The sequence below is a fragment of the Xenorhabdus ehlersii genome (assembly GCF_003610465.1).
GTDB lineage: Bacteria > Pseudomonadota > Gammaproteobacteria > Enterobacterales > Enterobacteriaceae > Xenorhabdus > Xenorhabdus ehlersii.
The window spans coordinates 139326-155824 of record NZ_RAQI01000006.1 but is presented as its reverse complement, the minus strand read 5'-3'; the positions used below and the strand labels follow the sequence as shown (position 1 = coordinate 155824).

Genomic DNA, 16499 nt, shown 5'->3' with positions numbered 1-16499 from the left:
TTCAATAGGCAAAAATGTGACGGAGATAAAGTTAATGATGCGGGTAAAATATTTTTTTGATGAAAATCAAAAAGATGATATTGATTTATTTCGTGATAAACAGGGAAATATTTTTGCTGGTTTTGTGTTTAACATCACATTGATTTTACATTATTGTTACAAGGACTAATGAAAAACCTCTTCTCCCCAAAGGAAAAAAGAGGTTTTTGCAGCCTGATTTTTTGTAGCTCCATTAGGGAACTATGAACTAAAACGCCCTTTCAATTTATATCGATACCCAGGAAACAATAACCTGGCACTGGAAACAATAAATTCTCTCGACCAGGTTCGTCGGCTGATTAACAAACAGGGCGTATTTGCCTCAATTTGTAATAACCGACAAGAGAGGGCATCTCCCGCCACGGCTTCAACGATATGTTCCCCTTCTGTCAATGGCGCTACCTGGGATAAATAATCATGGGCCGTTTGCTGACGGAAATCTTGCCGCAAATATTCCGGTGCTGCCTGAACATTGACAAAGCGATCTTCAATTTGCACAGGTACATCATTTTCATAATGTACAATAATGGAATGGTAGAGCGGCGCACCTACTGCAATACTGAATTCCTCAGCCTGAGTCATATTGGCGCTCACTTCAGCGAGTTTCAACACCTTGCAACTATGTCGGTTAGAGCGGGAAGCAATTTCATCTGCAATACTGTGAATTTCAAATAACGCAGATTGTCCTTTCGGCTCAGAGACAAACGAACCCACCCCTTGCAGACGGAATAGAAAACCTTCTGCCGTTAGCTCCCTTAATGCCCGGTTAGCCGTCATGCGACTACAGTTAAATTGCCTGACCAATTCCGCTTCCGAAGGAATCCGATCATGCGGTTTCCATTCCCCTGTATAGATCTTTTCAATAATCGCTTGTTTAACTTTTGCATATAAAGGTACTGGCTTGGTACATATATCTGGTAAATCGTCTGTCACTATTCCTTCCTTCTCACTTTCTACTCTTCCCACCAGCCTATTTATTCCACCAATGCACCAACTGCCATGCAAGCCGAGCCGCCGCTTTCCCTCCCATTCCCTGGATATCATATAAAGGGTTAAGCTCAACTAAATCTACGGCTTGCAATTTTTTGCTCTGACAGATGAGTTGAACTAATGGCAATAAACGCTCCAGCGGAACTCCCAACGCCGCAGGTGCAGAAACGGCTGGCATTTGCCAAATTGGCAGCACATCCAAATCGATAGTCATATAAATGATATCAACCTGATTAATGATATCTTGTAATTGCTTCTGTACCTTATCCAACATGGATTCAACACAGTGGGTATCCCAAATAATGGTGACATCAAGATGATTAGCCTCATCCAGTAATGCCTGGGTATTTGATGCCAAGCTGGCGCCAACACAACTGTAATTAAATGGACGCTGATGTTGCTGGCAGTAATGCGCAAGTTGCCGAAATGGGGTTCCTGATGTAGGCTGCGGCGAATTTCTCAGATCCAAGTGGGCATCAAAATTGATGATACCGACACGCTGCTCCGAAAACGCACGGTAAATTCCCATCCCATGAGCAAAAGCCGTTTCATGCCCACCGCCAAAAATCAGCGTTTTCATATTATGCTGCTGGCATTCATAGACAGCATCACTGAGTGCCTGCTGTGCTTCACTCAATTCCCCAGAATTAGCGCGAATATTTCCCAAATCCACCAATCTATCATGACCATCATAACTCGCCAGGTTTGCCAAGGATTGGCGCAAATATTCTGGTCCTAACTTCGCTCCCGGACGTCCCTGATTAAGTTTAACGCCTTCATCACATTCAAATCCCAATAGCGCAATATGATGAGGAAATTCAGCTGGAGAAAAACTGGCCGGCTGTTTTATTGTCTGGAATAGACGTAAGGCGTTATTGGCTTCTGCAAGATCATTGCGCCCTTGCCAAATGTTTTCTGATGTTGGATGCCATAAATTCATATTTTTTCCCTCACCACCATTAATTAAAGCCATTTAAGTCATCACGATGCGTGATTTCACCATGATAAATACGATAAACCAACGGGTTATGTCCCAGTTCATATAAAATATCAACTGGATTCTGGGCATCCCAAACGACAAAGTCCGCTATAAAACCTGCCGCTAATTGACCGTGACTATCCGCTCGTCCCAGTGCCTGAGCTGCATGAATAGTCACTCCTCGCCAAGCTTCTTCTGGTGTCAAGCCAAATTGTACACAAGCCATATTCATAATCAGGCGCAAGGAAGCAAAAGGACTCGTACCGGGATTAAAATCTGTTGAAATAGCCATTGGAACACCATATTGACGCAATAATGCAATAGGAGGACGTTGAGTTTCTCTCAGAAAATAAAATGCCCCCGGCAATAACACTGCTACTGTTCCACTACGGCTAATGGCTTCAATACCCTTTTCATCCAAATGCTCAATATGATCAACGGATAAACCTTGATATTCAGCAACCAGTTCACTTCCTCCCAAATTGGAAAGTTGCTCAACATGACCTTTTACGGGAATATTTAAGCGTTTTGCGGTTTCAAAAAAGCGTTTGGTCTGATTCAAAGTGAAACCAACTGTTTCACAGAATACATCTACAGCGTCGAATAACTGTTTTTGCCAAAGAGTAGGCAGGATGGAGTCACAAACTAAATCAATATAGGCATCAGGATCATGTTTATATTCAGGTGGGACAGCATGGGCAGAAAGTAATGTTGGGCTAATTTCGATGGGATTTTTCTGTGCCAATGCCCGCACAACCTTCAATTGTTTTTCTTCATTTGCCAGATCCAACCCATAACCTGATTTCATCTCAATCGTTGTCACCCCTTCGGCCATCAATGCATTGAGACGCTTCTGGGATACGTTTTCCAACTGTTGAGCCGAACTATTGCGGGTGGCATTAACTGTGGAATTAATACCTCCCCCTTTGGCGCTAATTTCTTCATAAGAAACCCCATTCAGGCGTTGTTCCCACTCAGAGGCTCTATTGCCACCAAAAACTAAGTGAGTGTGGCAATCGATTAAGCCAGGTGTGATCAAGCGCTGTTCTGCGTCAATGATTTTACATTGATTGGCGGGTACACTATCTGTCGGCAAAATCGCTAAGATTTTTTCATCCCGCACAATAAGGTCATGCTGTTCTAACATGCCGTAATAACTTTCACCATCAACGTTTTTAATTGCAGGGTTCATTGTGGCAAGTTTGGCATTGCGCCATATAACATCAGTGTCTCTTAGTTCAATCGACATTGTACTATCCTGTTATTTTTCTCGTTTGTATCAGAACTCATGTTGTATATACATTTATTTTATAACCAAACATAATTGTCAAATCATTTTGTGAACGATTTGTTACTTAAAATGATAACTGCCAGGAAAAATCACAAAAAATCATGTACACTTGCCAAAAGTGTGAGTAAATGAATGTGTAATGAAGAAGAAATATCAATTAAACTCAGAAGACATCAGTCTATTCAGAACGTCTGTTACAGGAACCCGTCGTATTACGCAAGATACGGTTTCCCATCCCCCGAAAAGAAAAAAAATCAACCATGTTGCCCCTGAACGCTTAATGCAAGAACAAGCTGATGCCAGTTACTATTTTTCCGATGAGTTCCAGCCAAATTTGGATATGGAAGGCCCGACTCGTTACATTCGGGAAGATGCCAGTCATTATGAATTAAAGAAATTGCGTCGTGGAGATTATTCCCCTGAACTTTTTCTGGATTTACATGGGCTAACTCAGTTACAGGCCAAACAAGAAATTGGGGCATTAATCGCTGCCTGTCGTCGTGAGCATGTCTATTGTGCCTGCGTTATGCATGGACACGGTAAACACATTCTCAAACAACAAACCCCGCTATGGCTTGCCCAACATCCTGATATTATTGCTTTCCATCAAGCCCCCAAAGAGTGGGGAGGGAACGCTGCGTTACTCATTTTGGTGGAAATGGATGAGTTTACGCGGCGCTAATTTGGTTTTTATATTTAATTAAATTGCCTAATAATTAAGGTGTCTGGTTAGGATTTCGCCGCCAATTGTGCAGGTGATGTTTGCCATAACAGACACCCTTTTTCTGTTTGGGGTTCCAACTCGACACAAGCAATGCTGGATGTAGCAAACATTGGCGGAGTTTGTCCAGGGCAAAGCTCAGACACCAAATAGCCGACTAACGGTAAATGGGAAACTACCAATACAGATTTATGCCCTTGTGTTGACAAAACGTGCAAATAGCTGGCAACCAACATGACATCTCCTGATGGCGTTAACTCAGCCAGTATTTCTTCATTGTCAGGAAGTACCAAATTTTCTCGCACCACCTTTAATGTTTGTTCTGCACGGACATAAGGGCTGACCAAAACACAATCGATGTCAGGCGATTGCTGCGAAAGCCAGCCAGCCATTGTCTGTGATTCCTGGCACCCTCTGGGTGTAAGTTCCCGTGCTGCATCACTGATTGCATTCAAGGCAGCATCACCATGACGCATAATAAAAACGTACATAATCCACCGTTTAGTTAATTGCGAACCTATCTCAGAATAATCATTTAATTCCTATAAAACATCGACTCTTAATTAAAAGAGCCGATCTAACTGTTTTAACAAGAAAAATTAAAATTATGCGTGAAATTTATTTTTCTGTTCAGCCATCTGGATTAAACGCTCACAGGGAGCAAACCTTTCGCCATATTGCGCCTCCAGACGACGTAGGATTTCTACAACTTTATCGCTGCCAAGCCTATCAATATAACGGAATGGTCCTCCCAGGAATGGCGGGAATCCGATGCCAAATACAGCACCAATATCACCATCACGAGGACTTCTGATAATTCCCTCATCCAAACAGCGCACTGCTTCATTCAGCATCAGCATCACACAACGCTGGGCTATGTCAGCAGGCAACATTTTTATAGCTGGCTTGATCTTTAATAAGGAATAAATCGATGCGTCCACTTCTTTGTTAGGTTTTTTGCCAAAAGGCCAGAATGAACTTTTTTTACTCGCATACAAATAGAAACCGCGGCCATTCTTTTTGCCCTTTCGGTCATCCCGCAAAATTGCATCCAAAATCTCTGGTGCTTCAAATCGACTTCCCAATTCTTCTACCAAAACAGGGATAATTTTAGTACCTACATCTATGCCAACTTCATCCAGCAGATTGATTGGGCCAATAGGAAAACCGAAATTCATTAAAGCATTATCAATATGTTCAATCGGCTCACCTTCCAATACACAATAACCAGCCTCATTAATGTAAGGTGTCAGAATTCGGTTCACATAAAAACCTGCTTTATCCCCGACAACAATCGCTGTTTTTCCCTGTTTCTTGGCCAACGCCACAACAGTTGCGATCGTTTTTTCACTCGTTCCCGCATGTGGAATGACTTCCACCAACGGCATTTTGTCTACAGGGCTGAAATAGTGAAGGCCAATTACCTGTTCTGGTCGAGTCGCCGCTTCAGCGATCTTATGGATTGGCAATGAAGAAGTGTTAGATGCAAAAATAGTTTCGGGTTTCGTATTTTCTTCAATTTCTGCAACCATTTGGCGTTTCAATACTAAATCTTCAAATACCGCTTCAACTATAATATCAGCTTGCTTAAACCCACTGTAATCCGTCGTTCCTGTCAATAACGACATCTGACGAGAACGCTCACTTGATTTCAAACGACGCTGTTTTACCCGCTTAGAAAGGAGATCCCATGTATATTTCAATGCCTGACTAATGCCTTTTTCATTAATATCTTTAATGCGAGCAGGCAAATTTCCCCGCGTCACAGTCACATTGGCAATACCGCCCCCCATCAGGCCTCCTCCCAAAATCCCCACATGTCTGATTTCCGCGGGCTGTTCTGAAGAGCCAGTTTCATTCTTCAACGTTGTAGAAGCAAAGAACAAGCTCCGCAATGCTTCTGATTCCTGTGTCATCGCCAGTTCACCAAATGCCTTGGCTTCAAGCTGAAAACCTTTCTCTGAGCCTTTTTCCAGGCCAGCACAAATCACATTGATGATTTTCTCTGGAGCAGGATAATGGCCACGAGTTTTTTCTCGCGTTTTTTTATGAACCATTTGGAATAACAACGGCCTGCCTAACGCACTTGCCAGTATACGCTGCGACCATGCCAATGGCTTACGCTTCACGATGCCTTTTTTAACATATTGCACAGCAACATCTAGCAAGATATCTAAAGGAACTGCCTCATCTACAACACCCAACCGTTGCGCCTGTTTTACCTTAAGCTGACGGCCGGTCAATATGATGTCCAAAGCAGCACTGACACCAATCAAACGAGGCAATCTCTGCGTTCCGCCTGAACCTGGTAATAACCCTAGCTGAACTTCCGGCAAACCAAGACGGGTTTTTTCATCCAAAGAACAGATACGCGCATGACAAGCCAATGCCAACTCCAGCCCACCACCTAAGCACGCGCCATGAATTGCTGCCACAACAGGTAGAGGATAATTAGCAATCTGCGCAAACAGTTTTTGCCCTTTTTCAGCCAATGCTGTCGCTTCTTCCTGGGTTTGGCAATTCGCTATCATGCTAATATCAGCACCTGCAATGAAGGTATCTGGCTTACCGGATACAATAACCAGCCCTTTCAAGCCTGAAACTTGTTGTGCTTTTTCAAACATGATCAGGAACTGTTCAACAAATTCGGCTTTCAGTGTGTTAACTTTCTCTCCTGGTACATCAATGGTGATAATTCCCACCTTGTCGTCCCTGACAGAAAAACTGAATACCGATTGCTCCGGTTGCATTACTGCTGACATAACCGTTTCTTTTTCAGCCTGAACCATTATTCCACCTCCAATACCATTGCTGCACCCAAACCACCCGCGGCACAAGCTGTTGTTAATCCAAACCCACCCCCACGGCGACGCAATTCATTCAACGTTTGGGTAACCATTCTGGCTCCTGTCGCCGCGAAGGGGTGCCCATAAGCAATTGATCCACCCAATACATTGAATTTATCCATATCCACTTCACCAATTGCCTGAGTACGCCCCAACTTTTCACGGGCAAATTTCTCACTGGCAAACATTTTTAAATTCGTTAGTGTTTGGGCAGCAAATGCTTCATGCATGTCGATAAGAGTCAGTTCATTCAAAGTGATACCAGCACGCTCCAGTGCCAACGGGGTTGCATAGGACGGCCCCAGTAACATGTCCTGCCAAACATCAATGGCAGAAAATGCATAACTACGTAAATACCCCAGTGGAACCATACCGAGTTCTTTGGCAACGGATTCACGCATTAACATCACTGCTGCTGCACCATCCGTTAGTGGTGTGCTGTTTGCTGCAGTCACTGTGCCATGTTTACGATCAAAGGCCGGACGCAATTTGGCATACGAAGCTAACGTCGAGTTTTTTCTGATGTTGTTATCTTCTGCCAAGGTTTTGCTGTATGGCGGGAAATATGCCGATATAATTTCCTCTTGCAAAAGCCCTTGCTCCCAGGCTTTGGCTGCCATTACATGAGAGCGGTGCGCAAATGCATCCTGATCTTCGCGACTGATATGATAAGTTTTTGCCATCTGCTCAGCGGTATCCCCCATTCTCAACCCCGTGGAATACTCAGCAACAGCAGGAGATACAGGCAATAAATCACGTAATTTCAATCGGCTGAGTAATTTTAATCGTTGGGGGAGACTTTTGGCTTTGTTCATGTCAACTAACGTGCGCGCCAATGACTTAGTCACTCCGATAGGCAAAACAGATGAGGAATCCGCGCCTCCAGCGATCCCTATATTGACTACTCCTGCCATAATACTTTCAGCCACGTTTGCGATTGCCTGAAAACTCGTTGCACAGGCACGGGAAACACTATAAGCATCAGTATTCACACTTAAGCCTGCCCCCAAAACAATTTCCCTTGCAATATTTGGAGCTTCCGGCATTTGAACAACCTGCCCAAAAACCAATTGGTCGATCTTCTCAGGCGACAAACCGCTCCTAATAACCAGCTCGCTTACAACAGCCTTTCCCAAGTCAACAGCCGGAATACCGTGGTAGAAAGTTGCTTGTTTCGCAAAAGGAATGCGCAACCCGCTGACAATAGCGACACGTTCCCTTTGCGGTATTACTTTTGTTGAAGAACGACCCATAGCAACTCCTAATTATTATTAACTAAATCAATTGATTGATTAAAAATATTTACTTACCTCATAAGAGGTCAGACCTGATGATGCATTGTTAACGCAATGTTGGAAAATAGCAAATAGGTATAAACTAAAAATGAGAACAAACTCAACTTTAAACTATTTATAATTTATACAACTTAAATGAAGAATAAGTGGCAGGAGTACAAAGAAAAGGCCATAATTTACAATCTATTACTAGCGATTTTCTCACTGTTTGGCATGACAAAACAATGAGAAAACCGTTGTTCAGCGTGAATTAACGCAAGCCTAACTGAAAAATGAGAGCTTCTGCTTGACAACTAAAGGTAAAATCCACAGATAGTTGCATTCCACCGTCAACTGCTTCGATGCTGTGATGTATAATACATGGATCAGATTCCACTGATTTAGCCTTTTTGATCAATGAATTAAGCATAACTTCGGCTTCTTGTTCACTCACAAAAACACACTGGTAAGAAGCGGTGCAATCTTCATTATCAATAACGGTTCCCACATCAACACAGCAGCAAGCAGCCGTTTCTTCGGCACTACAGCGGTTAATCGCATCAGACATTTAAATTTCTCCGGCTAAAAAACATGCTGATAATTCTACGTTCTCCTGACTACTGATAACCAGCATTTACGCTGTTTGGAGCCATTTATCTCACAATTTATTGATCTGACCACACCAACAGAAATCCATTTACACTTCATTAACGGAAGCTGTCTACTTTTTGTTAAGCAAGTCCCAATTTAAGAATCATTTTAGTTATATTTAGAAAACATTCTTGCAACATATTCTATTATCAAGCCTATACTTCGTGCACTGGTCTGATTTGTCATTGTTGTCATTGCGACAAATCGACTCTACAATCCCGCGCTCTCAGCTACTTGAGTGGCATGTTAATAATAATTAGACAATGAGGTTTTGGTTATGGACCAGAAAAACCTATTTACACGTTCAGCGTTAGCAGTGGCGGTTGCAATCCTCTCATCCAACGCTAGTGCTGCTGGTTTTCAATTGAATGAATATTCATCATCAGGACTAGGCCGTGCATTTTCTGGGGCTGGTGCCGTTGCAGATAACGCTTCCGTAGGCAGTCGTAACCCTGCGGCCATGACCTTATTTGATCGTCCATCGTTTTCTGGTGGTTTGGTGTATGTCAACCCAGATGTTGATATTACCGGAAAGTCACCTGTGACTGGTCAGAGCACAGATGCTAAAAACATCGCACCACATGCATGGATCCCAAACCTGCATTTTATCATTCCAATCAATGATCAATGGTATGTTGGTGCATCAGCCGTGAGCAACTTTGGCTTATCCACGGAATTCAGTAATAATTATCCTGCTGGCCTAATTGGTGGGAAGACATCACTCAAAACGTTGAACTTTAATCTAAGTGGTGCTTACAAATTTAATGATCAATTCAGCTTTGGCTTAGGTGTCAATGCTGTTTATGCCGATGCCAAAATCACTCGTCATATGGGTGAAACTGGTCCTGCAACATCCACAATGACAGGACTTAATACCCAAGCAACTACTGAAGCTGCCAAATTGGAAGGTAAAGATTGGGGCTATGGCTGGAATGTAGGATTCCTATATCAGTACGATGAAAACAACCGTTATAGCCTGACGTATCGTTCCAAGGTCAAAGTTAAGTTCAAAAAGGGGGATTACAGCAATGAAATGCCAGCTCTGCTCCCCGGTGGCCTCGCTGGCAACACCATTAAAGGTACTCTGGATCTGAACTTACCTGATATGTGGGAACTTTCGGGCTATAACCGTGTTGCACCACAATGGGCAATTCACTATAGCTTCTTGTATACAGGCTGGAGCGAATTTAAAGAATTACGTGGTAAAAGCAAAGATTCCGGTGCTACCTTATTCCAAAAGCACGAAGGTTTCCGCGATGCTTACCGTATCTCGCTAGGTACAACTTACTACTATGATGATAACTGGACATTCCGTACCGGTATCGCCTTTGATGAAAGTCCTGTACCAGCCAAAAATCGTTCTATCTCCATTCCGGATCAAGATCGTTTTTGGTTTAGCTTAGGAACCACTTATGCATTCAATAAAGATGCTTCTGTGGATGTCGGTGTTTCCTATATGCGCGGTAAGAAAGTACATGCTAGCGAGAAACTGCAAGAGAATGCACCTGCTCCTTTCAATACACCATATGAGTTTGATTCCAAAGGAACCGCATGGTTGTATGGCATAAGCTTTAACTACTCGTTCTAGTACATATTAGAACCGAATCTAAAAAAAGGATAGCACCGCTATCCTTTTTTTAGTTATAGGTAACGAATTAATCTATAGAATCCAATTCATCTTGAATACTTGCCGCATTAGGATTTTTTTCCGGCTCCAACTTGCCACCATTAGCCATAAAATCGTGGCGTTGGAAGTAAGCATCGCGCATCATCAAATAAGGATCTGAAGAGTTTTTTAGCAGGCCATCAGAGTCCAGCAAGCGAGCGCGGGTTTCTATACCTTCGAACACCCATTTGCCTACCAACATCCAACCAGTAAGATAACTCAATACGGGATAAGTCATATCCGCAAAGTTACCGCCTTCATCACGCAATGTAAAACTACCGTAACCGGGCAGAACAACATATGGGCCATACCCCACGTTATAGTGTCCTAATGTGCTACCAAAGCGCATTGGATCTTCTTTTGCCAGTTTGGGATTCGCCATGGAAGCAACATCAATAAGCCCCCCCATTCCCAACAAGGTATTCAAAAAGAAACGGTTAAAGTGTTTCGCACCTTCATGAACATCTCCACGCAAAAAACTGTTAACCATGCTGGCTGGTTCTTCAAGATTACTCATAAAATTGCCAATGCCATTTCGCGCTGGCATCGGCATATAATTACGCCAACCTACAGCAACCGGGCGCAGTACATACGGATCGAGAACATCATAATTAAAGTTGAACATAGCACGGTTAAACCCTTCCAGCGGATCAGAACGCCCCTGTTCCATCATATTCGATGAACTGGCACATCCCACAAGTAAGACTGCTGTAAGAGCAACCCCGCTCAGACGAGACTTCATATTGTTCTCCATATAATTATTTTTAGATATTAACTATCACGCTGCATACCAGCTAATGCACCCAATATGTAAAATATACCGCCAATCTTTCATTAATGGTAATCAAAAAGAGGGGTGATTATATAGGCAAACAGTTCGTTATGCCTTATCTTTGACAAGAAAAACAGGTATACTGCGTTTCGTTGTCCCCTTAGTGGATATAACGAACTAATAAGGTAATTAGTTGATAATTAAATAAAAAATATTAAATAAATATCTTACAAGTACACCAATATCTACACAACTTCAAAAACAACCCTCTTTTTCTTACTTCTTATTTTACTATCTCTATCTTAATCCCGACAGTTACCTGTGGTTATCTTTCGGGACCCGTCCCAAATGCGTTCCACCTTTTTAGTCTCTTGATATTTCATATTGTCATTTATTAACTTAACCGCAATTCTCGATAAATACACACCTAAATTCAAACCATTCAACCACATGAAGTTCAGCGCTAAATCTGTGCTGGCGTATTATGTGAGGATAATTCAGAAGGAGATGAAGGATGGATAAAAACTTAATTGAAGAAAAAGAGGTTTTTGATATGTTAGGAAAGAAAAGAACGGCAATATATCGGCTCAGGAAAAAAATATGGATTTCCTGAACCAGTTCTCAATCATCCCGCCCGATACAGCCATTCAGCTATACGTGAGTGGCTCGACAATGGCGGAGTCAACCGTTCGTGAGTTGCTTAATATGCCAAAATACTTTATCTGCATATAGCTCATACGCCTCTTTTTGTTCATCAATCCAATCGTGCTTGTTGTACACAGCCATCACCCCGCCTAATTCGTGCCCCAGCATCTTCTCGGTGACATGGGGTGCAATCCCCTCGCTTGATAAATTAGTCACCAACGAACGTCTAAAATCATGTGTACGCCATTCAGGTATACCGATAGACTTCCTTAGCTTGTTCATATAGAGGTTTGCTGACGATCTGTCTATGGCTTTATCCAATTCCTGTCCAGGAAACAAAATATCATTACCCATGTTTAATAGTCGTTCTATATATGGCGTGATCTGCTTAAATATAGGCCTTCTAATTACATTGCCCATTTTCGAGTGAGCTACCGGAGTCGTCCAGATCAAATCATCCATATTAAATTCATTAGCAGTAGCTAGCCGTAACTCAGATAATCGAGCACCCCATAACAAAAGGAGTTGATGTAATATTTTGTTGGATGAAACTATCTTATTATTTTCCAGTGCTAACCAGACCTTAGCCAGTTCCGTGTAAGTTAAAACTCGGCTACCAGTGTCTGGTTTTTTGCCTATATTTTTCACGCTAAGTTTCATGACCTCGCATGATGGGATAAATTGCCTTCCTATGCACCAGTTAACCACTGAGCGCATTTGAGTTAAAAGCACTCTGGCTTTTTTAGGGTTTCCCTTTTCCTGTTTGTCGAAAAACTTAACCCAAGATGACACAGGTATGCTAGCTACTGGTGTATCCAAGAATTGTGTGTACATCGTGTTGTACACGACGGACTTATAAAGTATCTGAGTATTGGGTTTTAGCGTAGATACGTACTTATCCCACCAGTAGTCAAGGCAGTCTTTTAATGTTGCCTCTTCTTCAGAATGAGAGAAATACATTTTTGGATCAAGACCCTTTATGTACAATGAGCGCATATTACCTACTGCTACTCGTGCGTCCTTTAATGACATCTCAGGATATCGACCAACAGTAAGGCGAACGGGCTTGCCATTCCAGCGATATCTGTGCTGAAATGTTATGGTTCCGTTTGGAGTGATCCTGACACTCAAGCCGTCACCATCGGTTAATTCAGGTTTGCCTTTGTAGGGCTTGTTGTGGATGCCACGAAGTTTAGTGTCGCTCAATGCCATAGCTATAACCTGTACACAAGATGAAATGTGATTATGTACTCAATCTGTACACAATGGCAAGTGAACGAACCGACTACAACGAAAAACAAACGACAACAAAACGAAACAAACAAAGGCAAAAAACTTGATTAAAACAGGCATAAAGAGATAAGATACAAACGACTCAAAACAGTCTGAAACAAAGCAGTAAAAAGTCCCCTTAGTTAAATGGATATAACGAGCCCCTCCTAAGGGCTAGTTGCAGGTTCGATTCCTGCAGGGGACGCCAGAGTCAACTAAACTGCAATAAAGTACATGATGGGATTGTCTATCTGAAGGAATTGGGTACTTGTCATACAGGTCAGTATCAACACCATGATCAGGCAAACCACAGGTATAGAGAAGTCAGCCATTGTGATCTCTATAAAGGGTAGCTACCCTGATTTATGATTACATCATTCCTGCGCTACCGCAAATGCGGATTTTAGTTTCGACCACCTTGCGCATTGCCTCTTTACCCGGTGTGATATATTTGCGTGGATCGTTTGCATCCGGGTGTTCAGCAAAATATGCTTTAACCGCGTCAGCAAAAGCAATTTTCAGATCTGTCGCCACATTCACCTTGCAGATCCCGAAATTAATCGCATGCCGTACCATCTCCTCAGGGATACCTGATGCACCATGCAGAACCAGTGGAATATCAACCTGCTGCCTGATAGCGGCCAGGCGATCAAAATCAAGGTGTGGCTCTCCGTGATACAGGCCATGCGCTGAACCTATCGCGACCGCCAGTGAATCAATGCCTGTACGAGCAACATATTCTTTCGCAGCCATAGGATCAGTATAGAAACTATCTTTGCTATCGACGGCTAAGTCATCTTCCTGCCCGCCGAGCCTGCCTAATTCTGCCTCAACACTGACATCGTAGTTCTGACAAAATCGAACCACACGGGATACCGCCTCGATATTCTGCTCAAAAGGCAGATGTGAACCATCAATCATCACAGAACGGATACCGGACTGCACTTTATGACAGATATCATCATACTCTTCATGGTGATCCAGATGCAGTGCTATCGGCAGATGGTTGATATACGCCGCTTCACGACAGATAGACACCATATATTCCAGCCCTGCGTAGGTAAAGGTGCCAGGTGTTCCCGCCAATATCACCGGTGATGACAGTGCGGTAGCGGTTTCTACCACCACCTGCACTGTTTCAAGGTTATGGACATTAAAGGCAGGTACAGCGTATCTGCCACGCTGCGCTTTTTTCAGCATTTCCCGGTTAGAAATCAGATACATGTTATCTCCTCAGATACCATCAATACCCTGTGATGCCTGTCTTTCACGCTGCTGCTCATGCCACAGGCTGGTCAGCCCACGATGTCCGCATTCCAGTGCCATGTCGCGAAACTCGGTGACTGTCATACCGTCACGCTCAAGCATCATTTCCGCAGCCATCTGCATATTAGTACCAGTAATGACCTGATATGCAGGATGATTTAATGCCATCTGCGCAGCCTGTCTGAACGGAGAACCGCCGAGCAAGTCAGTGAGAAAAACCAGCCCTTCACCCTGATCACATTGGTAGCACGCAGCCTCCAGTGCTTTTTTCAGTGCCTCAGTACACATTCCTTCTGGAAAATCCACGGCTACACACTGCTCTTGCGGACCGATAACCTGTTCTACCGCCTGCAACAGACCACTGGCAAAACCGCCATGTCCGGTTATCACTACACCTAGCATCTGCACTCCTTATAGAAAACCGACGAACTTACCGACAATCCCAAACACCACTGTGATACCAATCAATTTCACAGGTGATGCTCCCTTCTTCATCAGCCAGTAAACCAACAGAGTAAAAGCCAGAGGCAACAGATTAGGCATCACTTTATCCAGTACATCCGTCTGTAGAGCGAGCTTCGCTTCGCCGGCCTTCAAGACTAACGGTGTGGAAAGATGAACGTAGGAAGCCACCAGTGCGCCTATTACTGTCATACCGACAATTGAAGCCGCATGAGAAATGTTCTTGGTGTGCGCTTTCAGCATGGCAATCGCTTTGATTCCTGCCCGATAACCGTAATGTGCCAGTCCGAAACGCAGGACAAAGTGCGCAATGTTGAACATCAGCAGAAAAATAATTGGCCCGAATAAACTGCCCTGAAGTGCCAGAGAGGCACCAATGCCGGCACAAATAGGTAGTAGTGTTAACCAGAATAAAGCATCACCAATCCCGCCTAAAGGCCCCATCAATGCAACTTTCACAGCACGGATGGTAGACACCTTCTCTTTACTCCTTTCCATCGCTAGTACAAGCCCAGAAAGGAAAGTGACGTCAAAGGGATGGACATTGATAAACTCCATATGCATTTTCATAGAGTTGGATAGGTCCTGTGGATTTTTATGGATCTTGCGCAGTGCCGGTATCAGGGTATATAACCAGCCCCCTGCCTGCATACGCTCATAGTTAAACGATGCCTGTAATAATAGTGAGCGCAGCGCCATTACGTTAATATCGCGGTTTGTCAGTTCAGGACTAAGCTCATTATCAATATAGTCGTCCCGATCAACCTGGCTGGTTGCTATAGCCTGAGCCATCCTCTGTTCCGCTTTTGCCGCCAGCGCTTCATCTGAATCATTAAATGCCATCGTTCATCTCCTGTGCAGTAGTCTGAGAGCCAGTACTCTGATCGTCGTTGCTGTCGTTACGGGTACGATTAAAAAAATCAATCAATGCAATTGCGAATGCGCCAAGTGCTACTGCAATAATCGGCATATTCAGGAAAGTCACAGAAATAAAACCTAGAATGAAGTAGGCCACATAGGTTTTTTTCATCATAAACTTCATTAGTAATGAGAAACCGATAGCAGGCATCATTCCCCCTGCTACCGCAAGGCCATCAAGCAGCCATTGTGGTGCTTTCCGAACCATTGTGCTCGCCGCATCTGCACCGAAATAGACAGGCAGGAAAGCAACAATAAAGTAGAAAAAGAACAGAATGAGTATACCGAAATAGTTGACCCATTCGACACCACGCCAGTTCAGTTTTCTCACCATTTCATCGCACTTATGCATCATCGGCGAATAGATAGTAAACAACAGTGTGATACAACCCTGTACGGCTATCGAAAACGGCACAGCTATTCCTATCGCCACTTTCGGATCGGTATGGGCCATGATCGCAAACGTTGTCCCAATCACCCCGCCGATAACCACATTAGGCGGTTGCGCTCCGGCCAGCGGCACCATGCCCATCCAGACCAATTCCAGCGTTCCACCAACCAACAAACCAGTCTGTACATCTCCTAAAATCAGTCCGACTAAAGGACCAATCACTATGGGACGGTGAATGTGAGTCAGTCCGTTAAACAGGTCAACACCGGCGATCCCTGCCAGTAAAGCGATAAGTAGTGCGCTAGTAAGCATACTG

Annotated in this window: 15 protein-coding genes, 1 tRNA gene and 1 pseudogene; 4 read left to right on the top strand and 13 right to left on the bottom strand. The window is 43.5% G+C overall.

The features are described 5' to 3' along the window. Positions 1–240: 240 nt before the first annotated feature. Genes hutC through hutI form a run of 3 tightly spaced genes read right to left on the bottom strand, consistent with a single transcriptional unit; the run spans position 241 to position 3257 of the window. Positions 241–972, bottom strand: coding sequence for a histidine utilization repressor (hutC, locus tag BDE27_RS17150; protein WP_099132044.1), 732 nt, complete (start codon positions 970–972; stop codon positions 241–243). Between the two features lie 37 nt (positions 973–1009). Further along, positions 1010–1969 carry a formimidoylglutamase gene (gene hutG, locus BDE27_RS17145; RefSeq protein ID WP_099132149.1) on the bottom strand — a complete coding sequence of 320 codons (960 nt, stop codon included), beginning with the start codon at positions 1967–1969 and terminating at the stop codon, positions 1010–1012. A gap of 19 nt (positions 1970–1988) precedes the next feature. Next, positions 1989–3257, bottom strand: a complete 1269-nt coding sequence (gene hutI, locus BDE27_RS17140; RefSeq protein ID WP_099132045.1) for an imidazolonepropionase — start codon at positions 3255–3257, stop codon at positions 1989–1991. A 181-nt stretch (positions 3258–3438) separates the two neighbouring features. Between hutI and smrB the strand changes: the two genes are divergently transcribed. Next, positions 3439–3981: an endonuclease SmrB gene (smrB, locus tag BDE27_RS17135; protein WP_099132046.1), complete on the top strand. Its 543-nt coding sequence runs from the start codon at positions 3439–3441 to the stop codon at positions 3979–3981. A 47-nt stretch (positions 3982–4028) separates the two neighbouring features. Here the strand turns inward: smrB and sixA are convergent, their stop codons facing one another. The 4 genes from sixA to BDE27_RS17115 all read right to left on the bottom strand — a co-directional run bounded on the left by sixA (position 4029) and on the right by BDE27_RS17115 (position 8708). Beyond that, positions 4029–4511, bottom strand: coding sequence for a phosphohistidine phosphatase SixA (sixA, locus tag BDE27_RS17130; protein ID WP_099132047.1), 483 nt, complete (start codon positions 4509–4511; stop codon positions 4029–4031). Positions 4512–4625: 114 nt separating this feature from the next. Further along, positions 4626–6809, bottom strand: coding sequence for a fatty acid oxidation complex subunit alpha FadJ (gene fadJ / locus BDE27_RS17125; RefSeq protein ID WP_099132048.1), 2184 nt, complete (start codon positions 6807–6809; stop codon positions 4626–4628). Continuing rightward, on the bottom strand, positions 6809–8119 hold the full coding sequence (gene fadI, locus BDE27_RS17120) for an acetyl-CoA C-acyltransferase FadI (protein ID WP_099132049.1): 1311 nt from the start codon (positions 8117–8119) through the stop codon (positions 6809–6811). Before fadI ends, fadJ begins: the two co-directional genes overlap by 1 nt. Before the next feature lie 292 nt (positions 8120–8411). Then, on the bottom strand, positions 8412–8708 hold the full coding sequence (locus BDE27_RS17115) for a YfcZ/YiiS family protein (protein ID WP_099132050.1): 297 nt from the start codon (positions 8706–8708) through the stop codon (positions 8412–8414). Positions 8709–9068: 360 nt separating this feature from the next. Between BDE27_RS17115 and fadL the strand changes: the two genes are divergently transcribed. Continuing rightward, a complete protein-coding gene (fadL, locus tag BDE27_RS17110) occupies positions 9069–10379 on the top strand; it encodes a long-chain fatty acid transporter FadL (protein ID WP_099132051.1) in 1311 nt (436 codons plus the stop codon). Between the two features lie 67 nt (positions 10380–10446). Here the strand turns inward: fadL and mlaA are convergent, their stop codons facing one another. Then, on the bottom strand, positions 10447–11199 hold the full coding sequence (mlaA, locus tag BDE27_RS17105; RefSeq protein ID WP_099132052.1) for a phospholipid-binding lipoprotein MlaA: 753 nt from the start codon (positions 11197–11199) through the stop codon (positions 10447–10449). A gap of 544 nt (positions 11200–11743) precedes the next feature. On the opposite strand from mlaA, the pseudogene BDE27_RS19655 reads away from it, so the two are divergent. Continuing rightward, a pseudogene (locus BDE27_RS19655) lies at positions 11744–11924 on the top strand (helix-turn-helix transcriptional regulator). Here the strand turns inward: BDE27_RS19655 and BDE27_RS17095 are convergent. Continuing rightward, positions 11911–13086: a tyrosine-type recombinase/integrase gene (locus BDE27_RS17095; protein ID WP_099132053.1), complete on the bottom strand. Its 1176-nt coding sequence runs from the start codon at positions 13084–13086 to the stop codon at positions 11911–11913. The pseudogene BDE27_RS19655 and the gene BDE27_RS17095 overlap by 14 nt on opposite strands. Positions 13087–13279: 193 nt before the next feature. Here BDE27_RS17095 and BDE27_RS17090 point away from each other — a divergent pair. Beyond that, positions 13280–13354: transfer RNA gene (locus tag BDE27_RS17090), tRNA-Arg, on the top strand. A gap of 161 nt (positions 13355–13515) precedes the next feature. Here the strand turns inward: BDE27_RS17090 and BDE27_RS17085 are convergent. From BDE27_RS17085 to agaW, 4 genes are read right to left on the bottom strand one after another with little or no spacing between them, the layout of a single operon-like run. Then, the gene (locus BDE27_RS17085) at positions 13516–14370 is read right to left on the bottom strand and encodes a tagatose bisphosphate family class II aldolase (RefSeq protein WP_099132054.1); all 855 of its coding nucleotides are present in this window, start codon (positions 14368–14370) and stop codon (positions 13516–13518) included. Between the two features lie 9 nt (positions 14371–14379). Next, positions 14380–14814, bottom strand: a complete 435-nt coding sequence (gene agaF / locus BDE27_RS17080; RefSeq protein WP_099132055.1) for a PTS galactosamine/N-acetylgalactosamine transporter subunit IIA — start codon at positions 14812–14814, stop codon at positions 14380–14382. Between the two features lie 9 nt (positions 14815–14823). Then, positions 14824–15717, bottom strand: coding sequence for a PTS system mannose/fructose/sorbose family transporter subunit IID (locus BDE27_RS17075; RefSeq protein WP_099132056.1), 894 nt, complete (start codon positions 15715–15717; stop codon positions 14824–14826). After that, a complete protein-coding gene (agaW, locus tag BDE27_RS17070) occupies positions 15707–16495 on the bottom strand; it encodes a PTS N-acetylgalactosamine transporter subunit IIC (protein ID WP_099132057.1) in 789 nt (262 codons plus the stop codon). The genes BDE27_RS17075 and agaW overlap by 11 nt, the downstream gene beginning before the upstream one ends. Between the last annotated feature and the right edge of the window lie 4 nt (positions 16496–16499).

Coding starts and splice junctions, on each gene's coding strand:
- hutG (WP_099132149.1), bottom strand. CDS start 1,969: ATGAATTTATGGCATCCAACATCAGAAAACATTTGGCAAGGGCGCAAT.
- hutI (WP_099132045.1), bottom strand. CDS start 3,257: ATGTCGATTGAACTAAGAGACACTGATGTTATATGGCGCAATGCCAAA.
- smrB (WP_099132046.1), top strand. CDS start 3,439: ATGAAGAAGAAATATCAATTAAACTCAGAAGACATCAGTCTATTCAGA.
- sixA (WP_099132047.1), bottom strand. CDS start 4,511: ATGTACGTTTTTATTATGCGTCATGGTGATGCTGCCTTGAATGCAATC.
- fadJ (WP_099132048.1), bottom strand. CDS start 6,809: ATGGTTCAGGCTGAAAAAGAAACGGTTATGTCAGCAGTAATGCAACCG.
- fadI (WP_099132049.1), bottom strand. CDS start 8,119: ATGGGTCGTTCTTCAACAAAAGTAATACCGCAAAGGGAACGTGTCGCT.
- BDE27_RS17115 (WP_099132050.1), bottom strand. CDS start 8,708: ATGTCTGATGCGATTAACCGCTGTAGTGCCGAAGAAACGGCTGCTTGC.
- fadL (WP_099132051.1), top strand. CDS start 9,069: ATGGACCAGAAAAACCTATTTACACGTTCAGCGTTAGCAGTGGCGGTT.
- mlaA (WP_099132052.1), bottom strand. CDS start 11,199: ATGAAGTCTCGTCTGAGCGGGGTTGCTCTTACAGCAGTCTTACTTGTG.
- BDE27_RS17095 (WP_099132053.1), bottom strand. CDS start 13,086: ATGGCATTGAGCGACACTAAACTTCGTGGCATCCACAACAAGCCCTAC.
- BDE27_RS17085 (WP_099132054.1), bottom strand. CDS start 14,370: ATGTATCTGATTTCTAACCGGGAAATGCTGAAAAAAGCGCAGCGTGGC.
- agaF (WP_099132055.1), bottom strand. CDS start 14,814: ATGCTAGGTGTAGTGATAACCGGACATGGCGGTTTTGCCAGTGGTCTG.
- BDE27_RS17075 (WP_099132056.1), bottom strand. CDS start 15,717: ATGGCATTTAATGATTCAGATGAAGCGCTGGCGGCAAAAGCGGAACAG.
- agaW (WP_099132057.1), bottom strand. CDS start 16,495: ATGCTTACTAGCGCACTACTTATCGCTTTACTGGCAGGGATCGCCGGT.